Raw genomic sequence first — 22,567 nt, 5'->3', positions numbered from 1 at the left:
TAATCAGGAACAGAATTAACCATCCATATTGCTAGGGTAGCAGTCTGCTTGCCTAATTTGTTGTGACCATGCCTAAGGATAGGCTTCCGGCCTTTGTCGGTTTACGGGTATTTGAAATGACTCTGCCTTTCACCAACTGAAAATTCTTCGAAACGATACGAAGGAATGTCAATTAAAGGAAATAGTATGGCGAGAGAACCGAGAACAAAAATAATTAGAAGAGCAATCATAGTGGGCGTAGGAGCTTTTTTTCTTGCGCTTACAGTTAGTATAATCAGCAAGGGCGTCATGGATAAGCTGTCATCTGTTTTGGCAGCGACCGTGATTCTACTGCTGATTGTTATTTCTGGAATTATTTTCGACCTAGTAGGCACAGCCGTCACGGCTGCCGATGAAGATGTTTTCCATGCTATGGCTGCTAAACGGGTTCCTGGGGGGGCACAAGGTGCCTATTTGGTCCGTAATGCAGACAGGGTAGCCAATATATGTAATGATGTGGTTGGAGATGTGAGCTCAGCAATAAGTGGAGCTCTGGGTGCAGGGCTTGCTTTGCTAATTGCTAAGTCCAACACAGATGATATTTTTGTGGAGATTATTATCACCAGTTGCATAGCGGGACTTACTGTAGGTGGAAAAGCTTTGGGTAAGAACTATGCGATTAACCAAGCCAATAAAATTATACATATTGTGGCGCGTATCATGGCTAAATTTAAAGTTGATGTGACGATTAAGAGGAAACGATAAATGAGCATCCTAGAAACGATAGATGGACCTGAACAGTTACGAAAATTAAATATTACGCAACTGGAACAATTGGCGGAGGAAATCAGGCAAGAAATCATTTTTTCTGTTTCTAAGACGGGCGGACACTTAGCATCTAGTTTAGGGACAGTGGAGATAACCCTTGCGTGGCATTATGTTTTCTCCTCTCCGAAGGATCAAGTGATTTGGGACGTTGGTCATCAGAGCTATGCCCATAAGCTGATTACGGGTAGAAAAGATCAATTTTGCACTTTGCGACAGTTGGGAGGTCTTTCGGGATTTCCAAAGCGTTGCGAGTCTGAGCACGATATATTCGAGACTGGACATAGTGCGACCTCTATATCTGCAGCGATGGGGATTGCTGAAGCGAATCGAATTAAAGGGATAGACCAAAACGTAACAGCGGTAATCGGAGATGGTGCTCTGACGGGTGGTATGGCATTTGAGGCTATCAACCATGCAGGCCATAAGAATACTAACTTTTTGGTGATTTTGAATGACAATGAGATGTCGATTGACAATAATGTTGGTGCACTTTCCAATTATTTAGTCCGCGCTAGAACTGGCTCTATGTATTTATCTACAAAGCGAGGGGTTGCTAGTTGGATTGAAAAAATTCCTGTTATTGGAAAGCCTGTGAGACATGGAATCGAGCGCCTAAAGGATGGACTTAAGTATTTTTTCATATCTGGAATCTTGTTTGAGGAACTCGGTTTTACGTATCTAGGACCTATTGATGGACATGATATCAGAGCGTTAATAGATCATTTGGAACGCATTAAATCCCTCGAGGGACCGGTATTGCTACACGTAGTCACCCAAAAAGGGCGTGGCTATACTCCGGCCGTGAAAAATCCTGAGAAATTCCATGGGGTAGGGGCCTTTCATATCGAAGATGGTAAGATGGAACCCAAAAACCGGAAAACATTTACCCAAAGCTTTTCAGAGCAGTTGCTAAAACAGGCAGAACATAATCAGGAAATTGTTGCTATAACAGCAGCAATGGCAAAAGGCACAGGAATGAGTGCTTTTCAAAAAAAATATCCTGAACGTTTTTTTGATACTGCAATTGCAGAACAGCATGCTGTGACATTTGCAGCTGGACTTGCCACGGCAGGCTTGAAGCCGGTTGTTGCCATCTATGCTACATTTATGCAACGGGCAGTCGATCAGGTGATTCATGATGTATGCATGCAGAAACTTCCGGTTGTTTTCTGTGTCGATAGGTCAGGTTTGGTAGGACAAGATGGCGAAACGCATCAAGGCATCATGGATTTTGGTATATTCAAGTCAGTGCCAAATCTAGAGATTCTTATGCCATGTGATGAAGAAGATATGGAACTTATGATGGCAGAGGCATTAAATAATGGTGGCCCAGTTATGATTCGTTACCCAAGGGATGTTGTGCTGCCGAAGATTAGCGAGCATAAAATCATCGAGGATGAATTTACATGGATTGGAAAAGAAGGAGATATATTGATTGTCTCGGCTAGTAATTCGATGATGACATGCATTAAAGCTAAACAGGAGCTAAAAAATCAAGGAATAGAAGTAGCCTTGATGGGAGTCAGAAGGGCTAAGCCATTTCCGGAAATCGCCTTTGCTAGAATCTTAAAAAATTACAAAGCAATCTTAGTAGTTGAGGAAAATTGTAGGGAAAATGGTTTGGGTGCAAGCATATTGCAAATCGTGAATTGTGTCTTGCCGGTCCAAATTTTAGCCCTGCCAGATGAATTCATTGAACATGGTTTAACCGAAGATCTTAGAAAAAAATTTGGTATAGACGATGCAAATGTTGTCAAAACCTGTAGAAAGATGCAAAAAGGCCTCACAATGTGAGACCTTTTTTTGAAGTTATTTAGTCGTGAGTTGCGAGTCCTGAACCATGTATACTTATGGGTTCGCCGAGATATTGGGGTTCAGGTTGAAATATTTCTGCTTGCAGCCAATCCTTGACACGAGCGAGAATTTCTCTAGCCTTGTTCCTGCCCAAGAAAAAGTAATCATGCTGGTCACAGATTACCCCATTTGCTTTAAGTCCAAGACGGTTTGCCAGATATACAGCGCGTGGAAGATGAAATTCCTGTGTTGAGATGATGGCGGATTTCACTAAGAAAACATCTTTTGCCCTGTACATGCTGCTGTATGTATTAAAACCAGCGTGGTCCATAAAGATGTCCTCATCTGCTATCCCGGCATTTAGTAGATATTCACGCATACCCTGTACTTCATTGTAACTGGTTTTCCCGTGGTCACCACTGACGAGTATGCGCTCGGAGACTCCGGCCTCATAGAGTACGATGGCTGCATCGAGTCGGTCTCGTAGCATCAAGGAAGGACCGCTCTTATACATAGCAGCGCCTAGTACAATGATGGCGTCTACAGAGTTTTCTGCGCTATAGTATTGTGGGACATGATTTAAATTATTTGTTGATTTAAGTATATAGAGGTTTATTGTTAGTGAAAAAAATGCAATCAATAGGCTAAACAAGATCAGTAGCTTAAGAATTTTTTTCAAGGGTATGTTTGATGTTTTCATAGCACCATCATAGAGGATGTGTAGCTATGTTTCAAGACGATTTCTGATATTGGTCTAGTATGATGCATCTGCTATACTATATAGATAAGGATAGGAATGGGAGTGTCAAATGGAAAAAAGTAGAATAGATCAATTGTTAGTAGAACGAGGTTTATTTTCATCGAGACAGCGCGCCAAAGCAGAAATCATGGCTGGTAATGTGTTGGTGAATGACCAGGTTGTGGATAAAGCGGGAACGCTAGTTGCTGTGAATGCCGAGATTCGCATCAGTGGCAATTCCGTCCCCTTTGTAAGTCGTGGTGGATTGAAATTAGACAAAGCAAGGACAGAATTTAATTTGGATTTGCAAGATAAGGTTGTTGCCGATATTGGTGCTTCCACTGGGGGCTTTACAGATGTTTCATTAATCAATGGTGCTGCGAAGGTATATGCTGTTGATGTAGGCTATGGGCAATTGGCATGGAGCCTTAGAAAAGATAGCCGGGTAGTTGTTATGGAACGTACGAATGCCCGGTATTTAGAATTAAAGGATATCGGAGAACCGGTGGACCTAGTAGTAACAGATGTTTCCTTTATTTCGTTAGCCAAAATATTTCCAGCTGCTGCGAGGATTCTAAAGGATGATGGAGAAATGGTTGCACTTATAAAACCTCAGTTTGAAGCTGGTAAGGAAAATGTTGGCAAGAAGGGCGTTGTATCTGATTTTGATATTCACAAGCTAGTAATCGAACGAGTACTATATTTTTCCAAAGAAGAGGGCTTTCAATTTCAGAATTTGAGTTTTTCACCTATAACAGGACCTAAGGGAAATATTGAATATTTATTGTATTTGGTGAAGAACCATCAAAATAATGAAAAACTGGATCTGGATTCTAAAATTCAAAGCGTTATAAATGAGGCTAAGAAGTTAAGGAAGTGATACAATGAGAGCAACGGATGGCATAATTATACTTGTAATTATGACAGTTACTTTATTAGGCTATATAATTTCAAAAATGCTAGGAGTCAGACGTAGTGCCTTTATTAAGACTTCATCACGTAAAAGCCTTAAGGCCCTGGCAATTCTAGAAGAGGCAGGATATCACTACCTTGGTGGAGCAGGCCAAAAAAGTGTGATTCAGACAATCAATCAAAAACAGTATTCTAGAGATGTTTGTTTTGATTTCTTAGTTGGTAAAGGTCTTAAAAGATTTGTAGTATTAATTGCTAAATCCGAAAAGGAAAAATTGCATATTGTAGAAACTAGAGAAAAACTAATGCTCATAGCGGAGACTTTTCCAGCTGATGGAATATTATATGTATCCGTTAATAGCGCAAAGATTATCCCTATTGGACATAAGTGGACAAAACATAGGGATTATCGTTTGCTGGGGAAAGAAAAAGCGTACCGCTTATTGGTATTTGCAGCAGGATTCGGCATAGCAATTCTTTGGTGGAGGATTAGGGGGATATAATGGAAAAGCATGAATGTGTCTTACTGGAAACTTATGTGGAAGCAGAATTGATTGTAGTGAAGCCCTTGCTTGAGGAAGCAGGCATTGAATATCTTGAGAAGACTTGCCAGGAAGGTGAAATCTTAGAACTATATACCTCATCACCGGGTACAATGGGCGTGGAACTTTGGGTACGGGCCGAAGATGAAGAAAAAGCAAGAAAATTGGTTCAGGCAATAGAATAATCCTTTTAACCTCGGGCTTTCTCGATTATAATATTCGATGAGAGGGAGGCAGGAGTATGATAGTAGAAGATTTGATAGAATATAATCGCGTCGGTAAAGCACTGACGAAGGCTGTATTCTGGGGACTTGTTATCTCCACATTGTGCTAAATGAAGGTCCGGCTTGAGCCGGACCTTCTTCATATTGTAAAGTGTATAATTATTCAGACAACAGACAGGCTTTCTGATATAATTGAAATATAAATATGCGAGAGGTGCATCATGAAATTTGCGATTATTGCTAATGAAACGAAAGAAAATGCTACTCGGCTAACTAATGAGACTATGAGCTGGCTGCAAGCCAGAGGGATGGAAGCTCGTTTCCTCAAAAATGATTCAATGATTGAGGGTAATATAGATTCAGAACTAAATGCTTATCTGCAAGAAGTAGATATAATTATTGTGCTTGGTGGAGATGGAACACTACTTAATGCAGGATATCTTTTCCGAGATTACAATGCACCACTTTTAGGTATTAACATCGGTCATTTGGGCTTTTTGACCAGTTTTGAACATACGAATCTCCATGAAGGCCTTGAAAAGATTGCTAGCGGAGATTACCTAATTGAAGAACGAATGACCATCGATGTATTTCATGAGCGAAAAGGAAAGACGATTGGTGCTTATACGGCGATTAATGATGCTGTTGTTAGTAAAAATTCCCTAGCTCGTATGTTTACCATGGAAATTTCTGTGAACGATAGAGTGATCGACCGGTATGCAGCAGATGGACTAATTCTGTCTACTCCAACCGGTTCTACCGCATACTCACTTTCTGCTGGTGGTCCAATTGTCGAACCTAGTCTGAAGGCATTGCTGTTAACGCCTATCTGCGCTCATAACTTGTATTCAAGACCTATGGTAGTGAATACAGAGGAAGTTATTTCTGTTAGGGTACTGCAGTCAACTTCGGACGTAACACTGACGATTGATGGTCAAATTGGAGTGGAAATTCATGATGAAGATATTGTGAAGGTCGCCAAGGGAAAGAAGAATGTAAGATTTGCTAGGTTGGAGCAAAGAAATTTCTATCAGATTTTACGTGAGAAATTTAGTAAGGGAAAATAATGGAACGTTTGGTTAAAAATACATTGGAGTTGTTTCATAGTATGATTCAAGCTTACGTCTTGCCAGGTGATACGGTGCTAGATGCAACAGCCGGGAATGGACACGATACGTTACTTTTAGCAAAATGTATTGGTCAAAAAGGAAAGGTTCATGCAATTGACATTCAACCAGTCGCTCTCGAGAATACGAGCAAACGCCTCTTGGAAGCAGGGTTGATGGAACGTGTAGAATTATATTGTATGGATCATGCAAACATTGCTGACTTGGGATTAAGTAAGCTCTCACTAGCAATTTTTAATTTGGGATATTTACCTGGTTCTTCGAAAGAAATTGCGACAAGTGGTGAAAGTACAACAAAGGCACTGACAGCAGTTCTTGACCTGTTAAAGCCTATGGGGATTATTTTGATTACGGTATATCCTGGAAGTGAGCTGGGTTGGCAGGAACATTCTGAGTTGGATATGTACTGGAAAACATTGGATCAACGTATTTACGATGTCGTGGAACTGAAATTTCCTAATAGAAAGAACGTAAGTCCTTATGGAATTATGATACAAAAATTGAGGTGAAAGGGTCTTTATATGAAAAATAGAAGGCATAAAGAGATTTTGGAGATTATCACACAATATGATATCGGTACCCAGACGGAATTGGCAAATTTGTTGCGCAAGCGTGATTTCCAGATAACACAGGCAACGGTGAGCCGAGATATCAAGGAATTAGGACTGATCAAGTCAAACGATGCACACGGTAACCACAAGTATGTGTTACCTATGGAGAGCAGTAGCGTGCGCAAACTAAATCGGCTTGAACGTGTAATTCTTGAAACAGTGATGGAAGTCGATTCAACGGAAAATCTAGTCTTGATAAAGACCTTGCCTGGTTCAGCAAACCTATTGGCTTCCCTGTTAGATAATTCTGATTGGATAGAAATGATGGGGACGATAGCAGGAGATGATACGGTGCTCATCATTTTAAAGAATAAGGCAGATGCGCCACTAGTATGTGGACGCATTCAAAAGAAGATGGGGTAGAGACATGTTACAACAACTCATCATTACTAATTTTGCGTTAATCGAAAATATCAGCATTGAACCTGAGCCTGGCCTCAATGTATTAACAGGAGAGACAGGAGCAGGGAAGACAATTCTAGTCGGTGCATTGGGCGTTTTAAGAGGCAATAGGGCACAGGCAGAGTATATTCGAAAAGGTGAAGAATCTGCTAGTGTTGAAGGATTCTTTCTCGCTGAGGAAAAAAAGGAGACTTGTCTTGATCTAGGATTTGAAATTGATTATGGTGAAGGCATACTTTTAAGAAGAGAGATTTCAATAAAAGGGAAGAATAAATGCTATATAAATGGGAGAATGGTCCCTTTAAATCTATATGCAGAGATGGCCAAAGCCTTATTGGATATTCATGGTCAAAATCAGGAACAGTCTTTTTTGAAGTCAGAACGCCAACTTCAATTGGTGGACAGATATGGCAAACAGGACACCAAACCGCTATTGCTGAAAGTATCGGATGCTTTTAAAGAAAGAAAAGAGATACAAGAGCAAATGCAGAACTTAGAGTTTGAATCGGCTGAAGCTGCTAGAGAAATTGATTTTCTTACTTTCCAAATTGAGGAAATAAAACAGAAAAATTTGGTTTTAGGAGAAGAAGAAAGTTTACGAGCGGAGAGCCGCTATCTAACAAATCTTGATGAAATTAATAATCGGGCAAGGGAAGCGTATGATTTGCTGCAGAATCAAGAACAGGCCTTAGACAAGATTGATGGCGCGATACGCGCCACTCAGAAAATAAAAGAATATGATACCGTATTTTCGGGTGCAGTTGAAACCTTGCAAAATGCCTACTATAGCATAGAGGAGACGGCGAGGGATATCAATGGTTACCTGCATAATATGGAATATGAAGATACCCGATTGGATGAGGTAGAACAGAGATTAGGAGAAATAAATTTTCTTAAGAAAAAATACGGCACTACAATCGAAGAGATTCTTTGCTATATGGAAAAAGCGGAAGAACGTTTAGACCAATTTAGCAATAAGGATGAAACCTTGTTACGTCTTAAGAGTAGCTATAAGAATGTGAACGACGAGTATCAGAAGTTGTGTCAAGAATTACGTAAAGCTAGAATGAAAGCAGCCAAAGGGCTAGGCCTTAAGATTACGGACCTTCTTCATGAACTAAGCATGAAGAATGCCACGCTGATTGTTGAAACAAAACGAGCCCAGGAAACAGCTTTTGGGTCAGATAAAATTGAATTTTCATTTTCACCAAATATGGGAGAGGGCATAAGACCCTTAGCCAAGATTGCTTCTGGTGGTGAAATTGCTAGAATAATGTTGGCGATAAAGACTATTTTATCAGAAGAGGATGATATCGATATTTTGGTCTTCGATGAGGTGGATACTGGCGTTGGGGGAGAGTCACTGCTGGCGGTGGCCAAAAATTTAAGTGCATTGGGGAGAAACAAGCAGGTTTTTTGTGTAACCCATGCACCTCAACTGGCTGCTTTTGCAGATTGCCATTTCCGAATTTCTAAGGAAATTGAAAAAGGCCGCACCAAAACATTAGTGGAAAAATTAGATACCGAGCATAAACAATTGGAACTACTAAGGATGTTAGGTGGAACACAGATTGCGGGTACTGCTGAACAGGCACGTTTGTTGATGAATTCAGCAATGAAAATGAAAAAAACAGGTGATGCTTGAAATTTTCAATCACAAGGTTATAATAATGGTAAGTGAACATCGTTAGGTGAGGTTACTACATAAACAGAGGCTACTGCCCTGAAACATCGAGAGATGCCAAAGGGTCAGCAGGCAATATCGGATTAAGGTATTGCTTAATGTAGCTGGGCATTGCCCTACGTTATGTTGAGCCAAAACTGATCGAGGATAGTTTCGGTATAGAGCACGGGGACCGTTTCTATTTTGAAGCGGTTTTTTTTATGGGAGGTGAGATAATGGACGACCCGCGATTATGCATGGATTACAAAAAATATGACAAGAATACACGACGGTATTGCTATCGGCGGGGGTCGTTGAGGCCCTAGAAAGGAGGCCAAATATGATTACTGCCTATATTGCCAAAGAGGGACAAGATGTTCAAGAAGTAGAGATTAGCGAACCAAAAAGCTGGATTAAAATGGTGAGTCCCACGAAAGAGGAAATTTTGACTGTGCATAAGGAAACGGGAGCACTTACAGAATTTTTGGAATCACCGATGGATGATGAGGAACGCCCACGAATTGATATAGAGGACGACCAAACATTAATTTTGATTAATGTACCCGTGGTTGAGGAAGAAGAATCTCCGGAAAACGTTCGGTACGACACTATACCTCTTGGCATAATCTATCTAGAGGATCGAGTTATTACAATCTGTCTAGAAGATGTTGATATCATTACGGACTTTGTGAACAAGAGGATGAAATCTTTTTCTACAGGGAAAAAGACTAGATTTACACTACAAATCATGTATAAAACAGCGATATACTTTTTGAAGTATCTTAAAAAAATTGACCGCCGTTCCTTGGAATTGGAAAATTCCTTGCATGGTGCTCTAAAGAACGAACAATTAATTAAACTGCTCAGCATGGAAAAATCTTTGGTCTATTTTACAACTTCGCTTAGAAGCAATGAATTGGTTATGAAAAAAATACTTCGAACCAAGTGTATTCCCCTATACGAGGAAGATGAAGACTTGTTAGAAGATGTACTGACCGAGAACAAACAGGCCATTGATATGAGTGAAATCAATTCGAATATTTTAAGTGGTATGATGGACGCTTTTGCTTCTATCATATCTAACAATTTAAATATAGTAATGAAAGTTTTAACGAGTATTACCATCATACTGACAATCCCGACCATGATTGCAAGCTTCTATGGCATGAATGTGGCCTTGCCCATGCAGGGAAATCCCTACGGTTTCTTTTTTATCGTGGCATTATCCCTGTTGGTGACAACAGCTACCGTGTTTGGAATGATGAAAAAAGGTCTCTTTTAAGAGCTTTGGAATGAGTATTTACTTCTTAGGTCTGATGATTTATAATACACGTATATACAACTTAATAGGAGGCAAGTAATGTTAGATATTCTGATTAAAAACACGACAATCGTGACAGTCAACCAGAAACGGGAAATATTGTATAATGCTGCTTTGGCTATTTCAAACGATAAAATTGTCGATATTGGTGACAGCAAGGCACTAGAAGCAAAATATACAGACGTAACTCGGGTGATTGATGGGGAAGGAAAAGCAGTATTTCCTGGCTTGATTAATACTCATAACCATATGTTCCAAAGCCTATTAAAAGGTTTGGGAGACGATATGGTATTGTCTGATTGGTTGGTGAACTGCATGTTTCCAAGTGCGGCGACTATTAGCCAAGAAGCCGTCTACTATGGAGGGATGGTAGCTACTTTGGATAATATCCATAGTGGAACGACTACTATATTGGATTATATGCATGCGCAGTCTAGTCCAGAATTATCTGATGGTGCCATCAAAGCATTTAAAACGACTGGTGTTAGAGGTATTTTAGGACGGGGATATATGGATGTTGGAGAACAATTCGGCACACCCAAAGCCTTGATTCAAGAAAAAGAAGTTATTCAAAAGGATATTTTACGTCTCCTTGACACCTATCACAATACAGATAATGGAAAGATAAAAGTATGGTTAGCACCAGCTGCTGTTTGGTTGGCTTCTAAAGAAATGTTAGACTGGAGCAACAATATCGCCAAAGAATACAACACAGGTATCACGGTACATTGTTCAGAGACTCCGTTTGACCGTCAGGCATGTACTGAAATTCATGGTATGCCAGATACCGATACCCTTGCATCCTATGGTATCATGGGTCCTAATTGTCTTTTAGTTCATTGCGTACATTTGACTGATCGCGATATTCGTATGCTAAAATATCATGATGCCAAAGTATCCCATAACCCAGGAAGCAATATGTATCTTTCTTCTGGTGTAGCCCCGATTCCCAAATTGAATGAATCTGGTGTGACTGTTGGGCTTGCCACAGATGGTGCTGCTTCGAATAATTCTAATGATATGATTGAAATGTTGAAACTGGCTGCTTTGATGCAGAAAGTGACTCATCAGGATCCTACGATTATTACCTCCGACAAGGTATTGGAAATGGCAACCATTGATGGTGCTAGAGCAATCGGAATGGATGATGAAATCGGATCCCTCGAAATTGGTAAGAAAGCGGATTTGTTTATTTTTGATCCACTTGCCAGTGCAAAATCTACTCCAATGCATCACCCCGTATCTACGCTGGTTTATTCTGCTAGCGAGCAGAACGTGGAGACCGTCATTGTTGATGGGAAAATTATCCTAGACGATTTTAAACCCACTTTCATAGAAGATGAGAGAGCTGTCTTGGCTAAGGCACAGAAATTTGCTGATGAATTATCACAGAAAGCTGGAACCTACCCTAATAAAACTAGGGAATGGAAAAGTTTAGCCTATTAGACTAAGAATTATAGAGGCTACGTCAATTTGACGTAGCCTCTTTTTTGTTGTGGCTTTAGCTTGTTGAGCTACGAAGCAAGCGAAACATAAAACCACCCGCTATGCGGGTGCGGAAACAGTTGTTAAACAACAAAAATCACCTTTCCGTTATACTAGAGTTGTTCAGGCTACTAATATAACAAAAGGAAAGGTGATTTTATGGCTAATAAATCAAATAGCTTATCGCACACCAAGTGGATGTGCAAATATCATATCGTATTTACACCTAAGTATAGACGAAAGATAATCTTCAATCAATATAAAGAGAGTTTGCGTGAGATAATTCGAGACTTATGCAAATACAAGGGTGTAGAGATTATCGAGGGCGAGCTGATGCCAGATCATGTTCATTTGCTAGTGAGCATTCCGCCGAAGATGAGTGTGTCGAGCTTTATGGGATATTTAAAGGGGAAAAGTGCCCTGATGATATTCGATAGACATGCAAATCTGAAATACAAGTTCGGGAATAGACACTTCTGGTCACAAGGATATTACGTGACTACAGTAGGCCTAAATGAAGCGACAATTAAGAAGTATATACGGGAACAGGAAAATCAGGATATTCTGTTGGATAAACTGAGCGTGAAAGAGTACAAGGACCCGTTTAAGAATTAGTTACCTAATATTGCCCCTTGAGGGGCGGCAACAGTGACAAATGCAAAGTGGCTTGAACGAAGTGAAAGCCAGCGTCTTTAGGCGCTGGCCAGTAACATCCCCTTATAGGGGTTGTGCAAACCACCCGTTTTACGGGTGGTCATGATTCAATAGATTAAGTTGAAGATTGCTATATGTATGACCACATAATCTTTGTTTAGAAAATAACATAAGGAAGGGCTTTACTCCGCATTTCGGAAATGTGCGATGAGTAGAGCTATGCCATGGAAGATGCCCATTAGCAACACCATGGCTGCGCCAGAAGGCAGATTGAATGCGTAAGAGGCAGCAAAGCCTACCAACCCAGTTAGTGTGGCAAATAAAATGGAGAAAACCATCATTTGTCCAAACGAACGGGTGAAGAAGGTGGCCGTTAATGTAGGTATGGAAAATAGGGCTATGATTAGAATGATGCCAACCATACGAATCAGAACAATGATTGAAACTGCAAGAAATAAGTAGAGGGCTAATTGCATGCGATTTGAATCGAATCGTAAGGAACGGTAATACTCTTCATCAAAGAGAAAAAGTTCCCATTGACGCTTTCGTGTTAGAAAGACGATTAAAATAAGCAGGGTCATAACACTCATGATTGCAATTTCTGGACGTGTAACACTTAAGATATTTCCAAATAAAAAGGAGGAAATGGGTGGTGTGTACAAAGGTGTAGCTGAGATAAATATTACACCTAGAGCCATACCTAGAGCCCAGAACATTGCGATATACCCTTCCTGCAGACTCTCAAGCTTATTTGCATTATTTGCCAAGATAAGACTTACCAGTATGCTGAAACCGATACCGCTGAGAAGTGGATTCACACCGATAAAGTATCCTAACCCAATACCACCAAAAGCAATATGGGCCATTCCACCACTAATCATGGTCAGGCGTTTTTGCATGACAATGGGGCCTAAAACGCCACTTAGCAAGCCAGACAGGATGGTTGCCAATATTGCAGTAATTATGAAAGTGTAATGAAACATATATATCTCCTAATGTTTTTCTAGAACGCGATGTGGAAAACCGTGGGCAATAAGATCAACCGGACACCCGAATACTTTTTCCAAACTTTTATTGATATTTTTTGGTTCGCTATGACAGTATAGATGTTTATTAAGACAACCTATTTGTTTGACATAGGAGGAAACAGCTTCTAAATCATGGCTTACGAGAATAAGGGTAACAGATTTATTTAGCTCGTGTAATTTATCAAAAATGATATTGCGATACTCAGTATCTAGACTGGCAGTCGGCTCATCCAATACGATACAGTTTGCATTATTGATAAGTGCCCTGGCTACAAGTAACCTTTGTATCTCTCCACCGGATAAATCTTTTACAGGTTGTGAACGTAGACCATACAGACCAATATCTTGAAGCAGTTGGCCACATTTTTCATATACTTCTGAATCGTGGCTACGGTCTCGAAGATATTGCAAAGAACCTAGAAGAAGCATTTTCTCAACCGTAACTGGAAAATTATTGTTGAATGAAGAAAATTGTGGAACATATCCAAATTGTACATTGGCACCAATTTCGACGCTACCTCCGGTAGGCTGTAGCAGACCGAGAATTATTTTTAGCAAGGTAGATTTACCAGCCCCGTTGGGACCAACTACACCCCAAAAATCGCCCGACATCACTTCAAGGTTGATGTTTTCTAAGATATGATTTTTACCAGCTTGGTAGCTAACGTCTTTTAGTGTAATCAGTGGCTTATTCTCACTCATTGTTGTCTCCTTATAAGGAATCTTCAAATATATCCAATAGTTGATACATCATATTCAGGTAATCTTCATCAAGCAATGATAGCGGGACAATGTTGGCATCAATTTCAGAAGCAATCGTTTCTGCTTTTTCCTTAGGAAACTCCTGTTGATAAAATACGGTATGTATCCCATGGCTCTTTGCGTCCTGAATCGCTCGATCCAAGTCTGCTACATCCGGTTCCTTACCATGTTGTTCTACACTAATCATTTCAAGCCCATAGTCAAGGGCTAGGTAAGACAAGGCAGGATGGTAAATAACAAAAGCATGCCTCGGGAGTTCTTTCACTGTGCTTTCCCAAGCCTGGTCTAATTGGTTAAGCTGCACTGCCAATTTTGCCTGGTTGTCTCGATATAGTTGAGCATTATTGGCATCGAGGGTAACCATGGTATCTCTGATGCTCTCGGATAGCAATAGTGCTCGTTTTGGAGATAACCAAATATGAGGGTCTAATTGCGTTGCAGTGATGTATATAGGCTCTTTTTGTTGAGCACATAGGTCGGATAAGTTTACAAGCAATTTATCCGGTTTGTTGGACTGTAATTTACTTAGGGTTGCTTCCTCAGCAGGTAATGCAAGGTGCATTACGACTTGCGCATCTTCTAAATGCATCATATCGTCGATGGTAGGCTCGTAGTCTTCCGGATTCTGTCCAACAGGGACAAGAGAATAGACCTGCCATGAATCGCCAACGATGGCTTCTGTAAGCCCTTTAATTGGTGCGATGGAGACGACAATTGATTTGTCTTGATTAGAATCACATGCACTAGCAAATAAGCTGGTCAGAATTATAATAATCACTAATATTTTTTTGATTGGAATTTTCATCCGAGCTTCACCTCCATGCTTTTTCAATTATATGCTATTTCAAGCATGATTAGCAAAAAAAAAGCCTGCGTTAGCAGGCCTTTAGAAAGTACTATTTTTCAATAATGGCATCACTGGGGCAAGCTGCCTGACAGGAGCCACATTCGATACAACTATCTTGATCGATGACATATTTGTCATCTCCTTCACTTATGCATTCAACGGGGCACTCGTCAGCACAAACGCCACATGAAACACAAGCATCTGTAATAAAGTACATGTTCGACCCTCCTTTCGGTAACACTGTATTCTTACTGCTTTAGATTATATTCCGTTTGTATTGTGTATACAAGCTTTTTAATTTAGAAAATTCATTTTTGATAGTAGATTGTAATTCAGAAACATGCTCATATTCTTTATTATCAATCGCTTGGCGCATCTGGCTCACTAGAGAAAGTCCGTCGATGGTATCCTTAAACAAGCTATTTTTAAGGGCCTGAATTTCTGCCCAACGACTATCATCTAGCGCATTACCAGATTCTTGGTCATGCACTTTCACCATATATTTTGAAGTCTTGGCCATATTGGGAATGACGCGAGCTATGATTTCTGTTGTCCATTTATTGATGCAACCCAAACGGTAGGATTCCAAGATAGAGTCTGTAAACACACTACCATCTTTAAGTACGGATACTTTTTCAGGGTAGAGACCGAATCCTTGAACGTTTTCCCAGACTGTTGCAGGATGATGTCCGAATAAAGCAGTTCGCTGTTCTAGATCAAATTCTTCAAAAACATCTTCTTCACTACGGTATTCACGATTCTTTTCTAAGTAGAAAACTTCTTCACCGGCTTTTTTATTGAAAATATTTTCTAGTTCCTTGGTGCTGAGTCCAGAGCTGACAGCTGCCTTGATACCATCTAAAACCGATTGGTATAGTGCAGCAATGGTCAGATAGGTATTACTATGTGGGTTTGGAGAACGTACTTCAAAGCGGGTAGCAAGAGGATTCTCCATGTCTCTAATAAGTCCTACCAATACAGTTCGATTTCTGGAGGGCGTTTCCAAAGAGTGTCCAATAGAACCTACAATACATATGGGTGCTTCAAATCCTGGTTGTAAACGATTCAAGGCATCATTGGTTCCACTAATGAAGGGGTTGACCACTTCGTAGTTTTTAAGCATTCCCATTAGTGCGCCCCAACCAAATATATTCATGTAATCATCTTCCATCATAATGGGTGAGAACAGGTTGCGAATGCTACCATTGTTCAGCTTTAATGCTACTCCAACATGTGTATGTTCACCATTTCCGGCGACCGAGTCAATGGGTTTGGCATTGAAGGAACAATCGAGACCGTGATTTTGGAATAACTCCTTAATTTTCGTTCGAGCTATTAATTCATTATCTGCTGCCTGCAATGCAGTTGAGTACTTCCAGTCGATTTCTAGTTGTTCCATTACGTGGGAGAAATTACCAGTTGCGTCCACTTTGGCTTTAACACCACCGACTTCCTTATGACCCATCTCTGCTTCCAGACCATAGTTGTCTAATAAGGTAAGGGAACGCTCCATTGCGGTACGAACCAACCCTTTGGTCCGTTTCCAGTATTGTTCTTGCATGTGCTGTGAAGCAGATAAGGCCGTGATATTTGCTACATCTTCTGGAGTATGAACCCAAAATTCTAGTTCGGTCGCAGAAGTGAGAAGAATATCCTCAATATCTTCCGGGTTAAGCTGTAACGCTTCAGCTGCATGAGCATTGTTTTTTATCAAAGATAGTATTTCTTGCTTGAAATGAGAAACAGCAGCTTTTAGAATGCTTCTGGAGTCGATTAACTTTCCGTTATGTTTCAAGAATGAGGGTATTCTAAGAGTTCCGACGGGTTTATTTGTGGCGGGGTCAATATTGCCATAGTTATAGTCTACAAACCATCGAACAGCGGAGTCAGGTATTAGGTCGACTTTACCGTTATTCAAGGTAGCAATGCCTGGTAGAACTACACTAGAACCATCTGTTTGAACACCACCACCAGATAGGAATGCACTGATGTCTTCAAGGAATAAGGAAATGGGAATTTTTTCATCTGTGTCATTTCCACCTAAATCAACACCTACCAGAGAAACAAACTTAATTTCCTCGTGCTTTTGCAACAAATCTTTGAGCTCATCCGTTGTGTAACGGTCACTCTGTACATAGTACAGAAGATCGTATGACAGCATATTATTCATCTTATTGATCATTGCTTCACGCTCCCTATTACTTCATTAATATTAAACGCCTTAGTTCTGCGCTTTTGTGCTAAAAAAATCATTATACTTATGATTGTCGTTTTGTCAATCATTAACATCATATTTATGATAAAAACTTACCTCTAGAATACATCAAGTTTATTTTTTGTAAAGTGCACCAGGAAGGCTTTCGACGAATACTTTGTTTCCAGCAGCATTTGGGTGAAGCCCATCTATATACCACTCCTGAGTTGAATTGGCTGACACGACACTCAAAAAATTCTTTTGAAAATCAATAACAGGACAAGAGAATTGTTCGCAAAACTGCATAATCCATGAGCGGTAAAGTTGTAACTGTTGGTTAACAAAGTTGAAATCAATCTGTTTACCCCAGTAGGTGGATGCAATAGCCGGGTCAGAAAGAATTGGAATCCCTACGTATGGTGTCACGCCAAAATGCTTACAATGATGCACGGCACAGGCCAGATTAGATTGGATAAAAGGCAAGGTTACACCTTGGATGAGATCGTTGGTGCCGGACATTAGTATAGCTGCTTGAGGATTATATGAAAAGCAATCCCTCTCCAGTCTCGAAAGCATTCCCACACTCGTATCACCCAGAATGCCTTGGTTAATCCACTCATGTTCTGAGTTTGCATCAGCCAGTGCTACCCAGCTTTCATTTTTCTTAATTTTGTAACTTTTGGTTAAACTATCGCCCAAACAAACAATTTTCATCTACAATTCCTCCATAGTATGTCTCTCACCATAGATTATCAAAGAATAGGGGGCAAAGACAATAAATATTTGTTATAATGAATGGTAATATATTATAGAGGAGTAAAACATGAGGGTAATGAAACTTTCTCTGCTAGAAAGTTATGATTTTGATTTGGCGTCATTTAGTAATGGGGAGTATTTTGCTGAAGATATTGAGGATGAAAATCCTTACTATGATAGGCTTTTTGTGTTGGTGAATAAGAAGAATTCAATATTTGCACTAGCTTACGTGTATCCTTACGAAGATGGTTCATGTTTAAAAGTGGAGCTTTTAACTGCGAAAGATGAAGCGAATGAGCGGGACTACAAGGTAGAGTTTTTATTGTCACTGAGGGAAGCGTTTCCAGAAGTACAACGTATTCTTTTAAAGGAAGCATCTCATAAGACAGAAAATCTACAAAAAATTGGTTTTAGAAATGATGACCAAGGACATCTGATTTGGGATAAGGGGAATGATATTGACTAAACGTAAACAAGAGACAAAAAAAGAAAGCAATATAAAGAGGCGTTTGGTAGGGATTTCCATTCTTGCCATCAGTAGTTTTCTACTGGTGAGTTTTGTTTTGACACAAAATGGAAATGGAGATCCAGAACAAATTGGTCTGGCTGGCGGCTTTTTTTCTCGTACCTTGATGGGGATTTTTGGCAAGGCTGGAATAGTAGTGCCAAGCGTGGGACTGCTACTTGGCTTGCTATTTCTAATTGGATACAGGGAGAACAATCTTAAAACCAACCTGGCAGGATTTTTCTTGCTACTGCTCAGCGTATTAGGAATCTTTAGTGTAGATGCAGTCATGAAGATGCAATTTATGGAGAGTGTTAGACTAGGGCTCCAAGGTGAAGGCGGCGGTGTGCTTGGGATGGGTCTGTCTTGGGTGCTCTATCAAGTGCTGGGGCGTTTAGGGTCGTATATTTTTTTAGCAGCTACGTTGGTTGGCGGACTATTGATGCTTTTAGAAGGATTCCGTGGTGGGATGGTGAGCAATGCTTATCATCGATTTATGGAAAAGAGAAGAATATCTAAAGAATTGAAGAAGGAAGAAGCGAAGAAGAATCCGAAAAGAGTAAATGCTAAACCTGAAAAAGCAAATAAATTACCAGATCCCAAAGGACCGGTAATTAAGCACTCGGCCGAATTTGATGAGAATAGCTATGAAAGTGTCAAAGATATTCTTATGGACGAGAATATTGGCAAACAACATGCCAAAAAAGATAAGATAGAACAAGCAAAGAAAAAAACTGAGCCGAAGGACATTGGGGATGAGCGTTTAGAAGAGCAAATGGAAATATCGCTCAAGGCAGAAAAAAACAATGTGACGAATAATAAGGCGTGGAACTACCCATCGTTAGAACTATTGCGCAATGTCAAGGACAACAATCGGGCTCAAAGTGAAAAAGAAGTTCAAGATACTGCTAATTTATTGGAACAGACTTTAGAAAGTTTTGGTGTTAAATTAAAAATTGACCAGATTAGTATTGGCCCTGCCATTACTCGTTATGAAGCAAAATTGGCTCCAGGTATTAAAGTGAGCAAGATTTTACGACTTGCTGATGATATCGCATTGAGTCTTGCGGCACCTAACATCCGGATTGAAGCACCGATACCAGGAAAAGCGGCCATCGGAATTGAGGTTCCTAACAAGACTGTACGAGAAGTTACCATACGCGAAATATTGGGTGAGCATGCATTTATGAACCAAAAGGGGAATTTAACGGTTGCCTTAGGAAAAGACATTGCAGGACAAACCGTTTATGCTGATTTGGCCAAAATGCCCCACCTATTGATTGCCGGCGCTACGGGGTCTGGTAAATCTGTATGCATGAATACCTTGATTTGCAGTTTGCTTTACAAATATCGTCCGGATGAAATGAAGTTCTTGATGGTCGATCCCAAAAAAGTGGAGCTTACTACCTACAATGAAGTACCGCACCTAGTTGCGCCCGTTATTACTGAACCTAAGAAAGCAGCAACCGCTTTGAAATGGATGACTGCTGAAATGGAAAATCGCTACTCTTTGTTTGCCAAAGAGGGTGTAAAAGATATTTATGGCTACAATAAGAAAATGTTGGAAAAACAAGCCAGTGGTCAACCCAGTGAAGGTAAGCTTCCCTATATCGTGATTCTAATTGATGAGCTAGCTGACTTGATGATGGTTTCACCAGCAGACGTAGAAGATTCGATTTGCCGATTGGCTCAAATGGCTCGGGCTGCAGGCATGCACTTAGTAATAGCGACCCAACGTCCTTCTGTTAATGTTATTACGGGATTAATTAAAGCCAATGTACCTAGTAGGATTGCCTTTGCGGTAAGTTCACAGGTAGATTCAAGGACAATCTTAGATGGAGCAGGAGCGGAGAAGCTTTTAGGACGTGGAGATATGCTATTTTCCCCGGTAGGTCTGAATAAGCCTCGTAGGGTGCAAGGAGCCAATATCACTGAAACGGAAGTTTCCAAAGTGGTGGGATTTTTGAAAGAACAAGCCAAGCCAGAATATTTGCAAGGCATCGAGATGCTAGACCAGCAAGAATCTGAACCATCAGATAGCGATGAGGAGTATGACGAACTATTAATGGATGCCGGTGCCTTGGTTATTGAGTCCGGACAGGCTTCCATTTCTATGCTTCAACGCAGGCTTAAGATAGGCTATACTAGAGCTGCTAGGATTATTGACCAGTTAGAGGATAAAAATATTGTGGGTGCCTATCAAGGATCAAAGGCTAGACAGGTACTTGTTGGCTGGGATGAATTTAACCGAATATTTAATCAAGAAAATGAGGAATAAATGAATAGAGATATAACCTATGGCGATTCGATGAAAATCGAGGGCGCCATCTATGTAGATGTTCGTTCGCCGAAAGAATTTATGGAAGATCACATACCGGGAGCGGTAAATCTACCGATTCTTGATGATGACCAAAGGAAAATTGTCGGAACTTTGTACAAACAGCAAGGTAAGGAAGAAGCCAGCAAGAAGGGCGTAGAATTAGTACTTCCCGTGCTCGGTGGAAAATTGGAGCAATTGCGTCAACTAGAAAACCAAGGAACGTTGGTTCTATATTGTTGGCGAGGAGGGCTCAGAAGTAAAAGTATGAGCGACCTAGCAGCTGCGGCAGGTATTGAGGTTAAGCGTATTAAAGGTGGATATAAAGAATATAGAAAATATGTGATGCAGGAATTTGAACAGTTAAAATTGCCTCCTTTCTACAGCTTGTATGGACTGACAGGTACCGGGAAAACTGAAATCATTGAGATTCTTGAAAAACGTGGTGTCTATACATTAAACCTTGAAAAATATGCCAACCACAGAGGCTCCGTATTCGGCTCAGTTGGTTTAGGGGAACAGCCGAGTCAAAAACATTTTGATTCTGTACTTTTGAGAGAGCTCCAGCAAATACCTGTGGATGCTCCAACAATTATTGAGGGAGAGAGTAGCAGGATCGGGAAATTATTTATTGCTAAGAACGTATTTACCCATCTACTGAATTCAAATAAGATACTAGTATACGATTCAGTTGAAAATCGGGCTAAAAGAATCATAAAGGAATATACCAAAATTCAATCCAATGAGGAACTGATTCAAGCGGTGAGTTTTTTAGGAAGACGGATTGGAAAACAAAAAGTCAATCAGTTTGTAGAAGCCATCGAAAAGGAAGAATACCAACAAGTAGTAGAGGAATTACTCATTAAGTATTATGACCCATTGTATAACCATCCATCAAAGCCTTCAGATGAGTACTTTGCTTCAGTATGTTCGGCAGATGTGGAAAAAGCTGCAGATAGTATCCAACAATTGTTGCATAAAGGAGAGTAATATGAGCAAGTTAGGCGAACTTTTACGCAGTGCGAGAGAAAGCAATGGCCTTACCGTCAAAGATGTAGCTGAGAAAACTAAAATTCGCAATTTTTACATTGAACAGCTAGAGGAAGATTCACTAGAAGGTTTGCCTCAACCAATCTTCGTGAAGGGATTTATTAGAAATCTAGCTCGGCTCTATGAAATTGATACGGATGAGGTACTCGCACAATATTCTGAATTGGTAAATCCTCCAAAAGAAGAAAGTCTGAATATTCCAGACGAAAAGGAAGTTTCAAGGCCAGAACCATCAGTAAAAGAACGCCGTGAACCGGCAAAGAAGCCTGTCGTGCCAAAAAGAACCACGAAACATCGTTCTGTAAAAATGGTTCAGCAAAATAAGCCAAGACGTGCGTTGGCCGCGATTGTATTATTGTTGGTTTTGGCGGTCGCAGTATATGTTGGAGCGACTTTGATGGGCGATGGTGGAGAGACTGCGGGAGAATTAATACCCATCGAACCAATTAATGAAGTACCAATCCCAGAAGTACCTGAAGTGGTAGACGAAATTGAACCACAAGCTGTTGAAGAACCATCGACTAATGTATATCAAGAGTTTGAATATGAGTATATCAGCCCAGAATATATTGAAGATGGTCTAGATATCATGGTGAAGGTATCAGAAGTAACAGGCAGTAAGTGCTGGGTTAGTGCCAATATTGATGGTGAAAGTGAGTATGCAGGCACACTTGAGTCTGGAGAAGTAGTACGTTTTTTTGGAAACAATTCAATCCAACTAACATTGGGAGATGCTGGTGCTGTGTCTATATATAAAGATGGGATAGACACGGGATTTGAAGGTAAACAAGGACAGGTTGTCTATAAGGATTATTTAGAGGAGTAAT

The 22,567-nt window shown here is 40.3% G+C and carries 23 protein-coding genes; 16 read left to right on the top strand and 7 right to left on the bottom strand.

Features of this window, described 5'->3' with window-relative positions; translation table 11 throughout:
* Window positions 1-186 precede the first annotated feature (186 nt).
* Both JR334_04755 and JR334_04750 read left to right on the top strand, forming a co-directional pair.
* Window positions 187-744, top strand: a complete 558-nt coding sequence (locus JR334_04755) for a hypothetical protein (GenBank protein QRN86534.1) — start codon at window positions 187-189, stop codon at window positions 742-744.
* Window positions 745-2,601, top strand: a complete 1,857-nt coding sequence (locus JR334_04750; protein ID QRN86533.1) for a 1-deoxy-D-xylulose-5-phosphate synthase — start codon at window positions 745-747, stop codon at window positions 2,599-2,601.
* Between the two features lie 19 nt (window positions 2,602-2,620).
* On the opposite strand, the gene JR334_04745 is transcribed toward JR334_04750, so the two are convergent.
* Window positions 2,621-3,301 carry a YdcF family protein gene (locus JR334_04745; GenBank protein QRN86532.1) on the bottom strand — a complete coding sequence of 227 codons (681 nt, stop codon included), beginning with the start codon at window positions 3,299-3,301 and terminating at the stop codon, window positions 2,621-2,623.
* Between the two features lie 109 nt (window positions 3,302-3,410).
* On the opposite strand from JR334_04745, the gene JR334_04740 reads away from it, so the two are divergent.
* From JR334_04740 to tnpA, 10 genes are all read left to right on the top strand, one after another.
* Window positions 3,411-4,220, top strand: coding sequence for a TlyA family RNA methyltransferase (locus JR334_04740; protein ID QRN86531.1), 810 nt, complete (start codon window positions 3,411-3,413; stop codon window positions 4,218-4,220).
* 4 nt (window positions 4,221-4,224) lie between these two features.
* On the top strand, window positions 4,225-4,755 hold the full coding sequence (locus tag JR334_04735) for a hypothetical protein (GenBank protein ID QRN86530.1): 531 nt from the start codon (window positions 4,225-4,227) through the stop codon (window positions 4,753-4,755).
* Window positions 4,755-4,979: a DUF2007 domain-containing protein gene (locus JR334_04730; protein QRN86529.1), complete on the top strand. Its 225-nt coding sequence runs from the start codon at window positions 4,755-4,757 to the stop codon at window positions 4,977-4,979. The genes JR334_04735 and JR334_04730 overlap by 1 nt, the downstream gene beginning before the upstream one ends.
* A gap of 260 nt (window positions 4,980-5,239) precedes the next feature.
* Complete coding sequence (locus JR334_04725) at window positions 5,240-6,085, top strand: NAD(+)/NADH kinase (protein QRN86528.1); 846 nt, start codon at window positions 5,240-5,242, stop codon at window positions 6,083-6,085.
* Window positions 6,085-6,654: a class I SAM-dependent methyltransferase gene (locus JR334_04720; protein ID QRN86527.1), complete on the top strand. Its 570-nt coding sequence runs from the start codon at window positions 6,085-6,087 to the stop codon at window positions 6,652-6,654. The genes JR334_04725 and JR334_04720 overlap by 1 nt, the downstream gene beginning before the upstream one ends.
* Before the next feature lie 12 nt (window positions 6,655-6,666).
* The gene (argR, locus tag JR334_04715; GenBank protein QRN86526.1) at window positions 6,667-7,119 is read left to right on the top strand and encodes an arginine repressor; all 453 of its coding nucleotides are present in this window, start codon (window positions 6,667-6,669) and stop codon (window positions 7,117-7,119) included.
* Window positions 7,091-8,803, top strand: a complete 1,713-nt coding sequence (gene recN / locus JR334_04710; GenBank protein ID QRN86525.1) for a DNA repair protein RecN — start codon at window positions 7,091-7,093, stop codon at window positions 8,801-8,803. The genes argR and recN overlap by 29 nt, the downstream gene beginning before the upstream one ends.
* 358 nt (window positions 8,804-9,161) lie before the next feature.
* Window positions 9,162-10,103, top strand: a complete 942-nt coding sequence (locus JR334_04705) for a magnesium transporter CorA family protein (GenBank protein ID QRN86524.1) — start codon at window positions 9,162-9,164, stop codon at window positions 10,101-10,103.
* 78 nt (window positions 10,104-10,181) lie between these two features.
* Entirely contained in the window at window positions 10,182-11,588 is a 1,407-nt protein-coding gene (locus JR334_04700) for an amidohydrolase (protein QRN86523.1), read from the top strand.
* A 198-nt stretch (window positions 11,589-11,786) separates the two neighbouring features.
* On the top strand, window positions 11,787-12,242 hold the full coding sequence (gene tnpA / locus JR334_04695) for an IS200/IS605 family transposase (GenBank protein ID QRN86522.1): 456 nt from the start codon (window positions 11,787-11,789) through the stop codon (window positions 12,240-12,242).
* A 221-nt stretch (window positions 12,243-12,463) separates the two neighbouring features.
* On the opposite strand, the gene JR334_04690 is transcribed toward tnpA, so the two are convergent.
* From JR334_04690 to JR334_04665, 6 genes are all read right to left on the bottom strand, one after another.
* Window positions 12,464-13,264: a metal ABC transporter permease gene (locus JR334_04690; GenBank protein ID QRN86521.1), complete on the bottom strand. Its 801-nt coding sequence runs from the start codon at window positions 13,262-13,264 to the stop codon at window positions 12,464-12,466.
* Window positions 13,265-13,273: 9 nt separating this feature from the next.
* Complete coding sequence (locus JR334_04685) at window positions 13,274-14,011, bottom strand: metal ABC transporter ATP-binding protein (protein ID QRN86520.1); 738 nt, start codon at window positions 14,009-14,011, stop codon at window positions 13,274-13,276.
* 10 nt (window positions 14,012-14,021) lie between these two features.
* Window positions 14,022-14,876 (bottom strand): zinc ABC transporter substrate-binding protein, encoded by an 855-nt coding sequence (locus tag JR334_04680; GenBank protein ID QRN86519.1) that lies wholly within the window; start codon window positions 14,874-14,876, stop codon window positions 14,022-14,024.
* Between the two features lie 91 nt (window positions 14,877-14,967).
* Complete coding sequence (locus tag JR334_04675; GenBank protein ID QRN86518.1) at window positions 14,968-15,135, bottom strand: 4Fe-4S binding protein; 168 nt, start codon at window positions 15,133-15,135, stop codon at window positions 14,968-14,970.
* 39 nt (window positions 15,136-15,174) lie between these two features.
* Window positions 15,175-17,079 carry a glutamine synthetase gene (locus JR334_04670; protein ID QRN86858.1) on the bottom strand — a complete coding sequence of 635 codons (1,905 nt, stop codon included), beginning with the start codon at window positions 17,077-17,079 and terminating at the stop codon, window positions 15,175-15,177.
* 168 nt (window positions 17,080-17,247) lie between these two features.
* Window positions 17,248-17,826, bottom strand: coding sequence for a hypothetical protein (locus JR334_04665; GenBank protein ID QRN86517.1), 579 nt, complete (start codon window positions 17,824-17,826; stop codon window positions 17,248-17,250).
* A 109-nt stretch (window positions 17,827-17,935) separates the two neighbouring features.
* On the opposite strand from JR334_04665, the gene JR334_04660 reads away from it, so the two are divergent.
* Genes JR334_04660 through JR334_04645 form a run of 4 tightly spaced genes read left to right on the top strand, consistent with a single transcriptional unit; the run spans window position 17,936 to window position 22,566 of the window.
* Window positions 17,936-18,334, top strand: coding sequence for a hypothetical protein (locus JR334_04660; GenBank protein QRN86516.1), 399 nt, complete (start codon window positions 17,936-17,938; stop codon window positions 18,332-18,334).
* Window positions 18,321-20,651, top strand: a complete 2,331-nt coding sequence (locus JR334_04655) for a DNA translocase FtsK 4TM domain-containing protein (GenBank protein ID QRN86515.1) — start codon at window positions 18,321-18,323, stop codon at window positions 20,649-20,651. Before JR334_04660 ends, JR334_04655 begins: the two co-directional genes overlap by 14 nt.
* Window positions 20,652-21,680: a tRNA 2-selenouridine(34) synthase MnmH gene (gene mnmH, locus JR334_04650; GenBank protein ID QRN86514.1), complete on the top strand. Its 1,029-nt coding sequence runs from the start codon at window positions 20,652-20,654 to the stop codon at window positions 21,678-21,680.
* A gap of 1 nt (window position 21,681) precedes the next feature.
* Window positions 21,682-22,566, top strand: a complete 885-nt coding sequence (locus JR334_04645) for a helix-turn-helix domain-containing protein (protein QRN86513.1) — start codon at window positions 21,682-21,684, stop codon at window positions 22,564-22,566.
* The last annotated feature ends 1 nt before the right edge of the window (window position 22,567 follow it).

It is taken from the genome of Clostridia bacterium (genome assembly GCA_016887505.1).
GTDB lineage: Bacteria > Bacillota > TC1 > TC1 > UBA5767 > UBA5767.
The sequence above is the reverse complement of the archived record's forward strand: the minus strand, read 5'-3'. Positions and strand labels throughout refer to the sequence as shown.

Coding starts and splice junctions, on each gene's coding strand:
- JR334_04755 (QRN86534.1), top strand. CDS start 187: ATGGCGAGAGAACCGAGAACAAAAATAATTAGAAGAGCAATCATAGTG.
- JR334_04750 (QRN86533.1), top strand. CDS start 745: ATGAGCATCCTAGAAACGATAGATGGACCTGAACAGTTACGAAAATTA.
- JR334_04745 (QRN86532.1), bottom strand. CDS start 3,301: ATGAAAACATCAAACATACCCTTGAAAAAAATTCTTAAGCTACTGATC.
- JR334_04740 (QRN86531.1), top strand. CDS start 3,411: ATGGAAAAAAGTAGAATAGATCAATTGTTAGTAGAACGAGGTTTATTT.
- JR334_04735 (QRN86530.1), top strand. CDS start 4,225: ATGAGAGCAACGGATGGCATAATTATACTTGTAATTATGACAGTTACT.
- JR334_04730 (QRN86529.1), top strand. CDS start 4,755: ATGGAAAAGCATGAATGTGTCTTACTGGAAACTTATGTGGAAGCAGAA.
- JR334_04725 (QRN86528.1), top strand. CDS start 5,240: ATGAAATTTGCGATTATTGCTAATGAAACGAAAGAAAATGCTACTCGG.
- JR334_04720 (QRN86527.1), top strand. CDS start 6,085: ATGGAACGTTTGGTTAAAAATACATTGGAGTTGTTTCATAGTATGATT.
- argR (QRN86526.1), top strand. CDS start 6,667: ATGAAAAATAGAAGGCATAAAGAGATTTTGGAGATTATCACACAATAT.
- JR334_04705 (QRN86524.1), top strand. CDS start 9,162: ATGATTACTGCCTATATTGCCAAAGAGGGACAAGATGTTCAAGAAGTA.
- JR334_04700 (QRN86523.1), top strand. CDS start 10,182: ATGTTAGATATTCTGATTAAAAACACGACAATCGTGACAGTCAACCAG.
- tnpA (QRN86522.1), top strand. CDS start 11,787: ATGGCTAATAAATCAAATAGCTTATCGCACACCAAGTGGATGTGCAAA.
- JR334_04690 (QRN86521.1), bottom strand. CDS start 13,264: ATGTTTCATTACACTTTCATAATTACTGCAATATTGGCAACCATCCTG.
- JR334_04685 (QRN86520.1), bottom strand. CDS start 14,011: ATGAGTGAGAATAAGCCACTGATTACACTAAAAGACGTTAGCTACCAA.
- JR334_04680 (QRN86519.1), bottom strand. CDS start 14,876: ATGAAAATTCCAATCAAAAAAATATTAGTGATTATTATAATTCTGACC.
- JR334_04675 (QRN86518.1), bottom strand. CDS start 15,135: ATGTACTTTATTACAGATGCTTGTGTTTCATGTGGCGTTTGTGCTGAC.
- JR334_04670 (QRN86858.1), bottom strand. CDS start 17,079: ATGCTGTCATACGATCTTCTGTACTATGTACAGAGTGACCGTTACACA.
- JR334_04665 (QRN86517.1), bottom strand. CDS start 17,826: ATGAAAATTGTTTGTTTGGGCGATAGTTTAACCAAAAGTTACAAAATT.
- JR334_04660 (QRN86516.1), top strand. CDS start 17,936: ATGAGGGTAATGAAACTTTCTCTGCTAGAAAGTTATGATTTTGATTTG.
- JR334_04655 (QRN86515.1), top strand. CDS start 18,321: ATGATATTGACTAAACGTAAACAAGAGACAAAAAAAGAAAGCAATATA.
- mnmH (QRN86514.1), top strand. CDS start 20,652: ATGAATAGAGATATAACCTATGGCGATTCGATGAAAATCGAGGGCGCC.
- JR334_04645 (QRN86513.1), top strand. CDS start 21,682: ATGAGCAAGTTAGGCGAACTTTTACGCAGTGCGAGAGAAAGCAATGGC.